The 1,972-nt window shown below is 60.8% G+C and carries 2 protein-coding genes and 1 tRNA gene; 1 reads left to right on the top strand and 2 read right to left on the bottom strand.

Annotation, left to right across the window (positions count from 1 at the left end):
• The coding region (locus tag GV044_RS22150) for a hypothetical protein (RefSeq protein WP_236554964.1) at positions 1 to 220 on the top strand (220 nt) is incomplete at its 5' end.
• Positions 221 to 381: 161 nt separating this feature from the next.
• Here the strand turns inward: GV044_RS22150 and GV044_RS13270 are convergent.
• Both GV044_RS13270 and GV044_RS13265 read right to left on the bottom strand, forming a co-directional pair.
• On the bottom strand, positions 382 to 1,536 hold the full coding sequence (locus GV044_RS13270) for a site-specific integrase (protein WP_236554963.1): 1,155 nt from the start codon (positions 1,534 to 1,536) through the stop codon (positions 382 to 384).
• 312 nt (positions 1,537 to 1,848) lie between these two features.
• Positions 1,849 to 1,925 (bottom strand) — tRNA-Met (locus tag GV044_RS13265).
• Positions 1,926 to 1,972: the final 47 nt, after the last annotated feature.

Raw genomic sequence — 1,972 nt, 5'->3', positions numbered from 1 at the left:
CTTGGAAGGATCGCCCGCGAAGCTCCATCATGCGGCGGCATATGCCGACCGCGAAGACGACCATGCTCCCGGCAACGGCATCTCCAAAGCCCTCTTGCAACCGACGCGATTAGACGACAAGCGGCAGCTTACCGCCCTGCCCACCCGAAAGCGGCCATTCCGCTATCCACCAGGCCGCACCAGGCCGCACCAGGCCGACGCACTAACTTGTGTTCCGTGATGCGCGTCCACTACGAACAAAGTCTGAGCTCGAGATCCTTTTGAAAGCATGTCGGGCTGCATGGAGGCAGGTTCGTGCACGGACCAGCGCCGCAAGGGCGCTGCTCCGAAGCGCACCCGCAAGGGATGCGCAAGCGCGCCGGCAGGCGGCACACTGAGAGATCAAGCCTCAACCAAATCGTCATCTTCGAACTGGACAGGAGCGCTTCTTTGCCGGCGCTTCGGCCTGGTTTTTCGCACGTTAACCGAAGCGGCACTGATCATGTTCTTGATGTGGGCCGCATAATGCTTCTGGATCATCTCGACGCTGGTGCGACAGTTGCGCGCAACAGCGTAGACATCCGCGCCCTCCATCAGCCTCAAGCAGATGTACGTGTGCCGCAGCGAGTACGCCGTTCGCGCCTTACCGTCGCGATCAAACTTGAGCTCCGCGCGATCGAGCACCCCATTGAATAGCCTCAGGTGGTTGCCCGGGAAGACCTTGTCGATGGGTTTGGGCAGCTCCGCTGCAGGCGCTGCCGGTGCTTCGACGATCCCTACCCTGCGACGGCGCTGCCCATCGCGGCGGCTCTCACCGCGCACAGGCTTGGGCCGGCTGAGCAGTCGCTCATAGGGGCGCACGGCGTTAGGCATAGACTTGCAGAAACCCACGCCGCGCTTGCCACGCACCTCGATCTCCAAGATTTGCTGACCCGTCTCATCGTCGATGACGACCTCAACGTCGCGATGCTCGAGATTGGAAGCTTCGTCCGGCCGCAAGCCGGTGTTGGCCATGAACAGAACATAGTCGTGCACCTGCTCAGCATTCCAGCGGAAGTGCGCATGGAACGGCTCCTTGGCGTAGGCTCCGGTCGCCTTGTAGAGCTGCTTGTACTCGGCCGGGCTGAACCACGGCCGATGCTCCACCTTGTTCGATGCTCTGTATGGACTGGAGATGTCGGGGAGGTGCGAGAGCCAACCATGGCTCACTGCCGTGCGGAGCACCAGGCGCAGGGTCACGATTTCGTTGTGAAGGGTCTTCCAGGCAGGCGCCTTGTCCGAAACCGGTCTGTTGCTTTTCGAATGTGGGTTGGCCACGCCGCGCGGCGACATCCGGTGGACCCGGTACTCCTGGACCTTGCCTGGCGTGATCTCGGACAGGCCGAGGTCGCCCAGGAACGGCAGGAGATGGACTCTGAGCCTGATGCCATGCCCCTCGGTCCAACGCTTGCTGCGTTGCCCTTCGGTGATGATCTCATACTCACGCAGGAACTGGGTCGCTGCCTCCCGGAAGGTCTTCTCCGTCTTCAAGATCCCAGCGTGCAGCTTGCCCCTCAACCCAAGAAACCAGTCTTCGGCGACTTGCTTTGCAAGAGATAGGCTGTCGGTCTTCGTTGTGGCTCGGCGCTGCTTGCCACCGACCGACGCAGAGCAATGCCCGTTGCCGGCGTCTATGCGCCTGTAAACCTGGACCTTACCGCCTAAGATCTCGTGCCTTTGCATGACAAACCGCCGATGCATCTGTGGAGCATGGGCACATTTGTCTCATGGATCACGTACAAGCACAATTGTGTTAGCGTTGTGCTAGACGCCTTGAGCCGCCGCGTGGCGTCGCGCCGATATCTAAGCTGTTGTTTCGTTTGATGGTATTGGTTGCGGGGGTAGGATTTGAACCTACGACCTTCAGGTTATGAGCCTGACGAGCTACCGGGCTGCTCCACCCCGCGTCACCATGTTGGGCTGGTTGGGCCAGCCCGGTAGGAGTTGTTTGTTG

Origin of the sequence: Novosphingobium sp. 9U (genome assembly GCF_902506425.1) — a bacterium.
Taxonomy (GTDB): Bacteria; Pseudomonadota; Alphaproteobacteria; order Sphingomonadales; family Sphingomonadaceae; genus Novosphingobium.
Note: the sequence above shows the minus strand (reverse complement) of the source record. Positions and strands in the feature narration are given on the sequence as shown.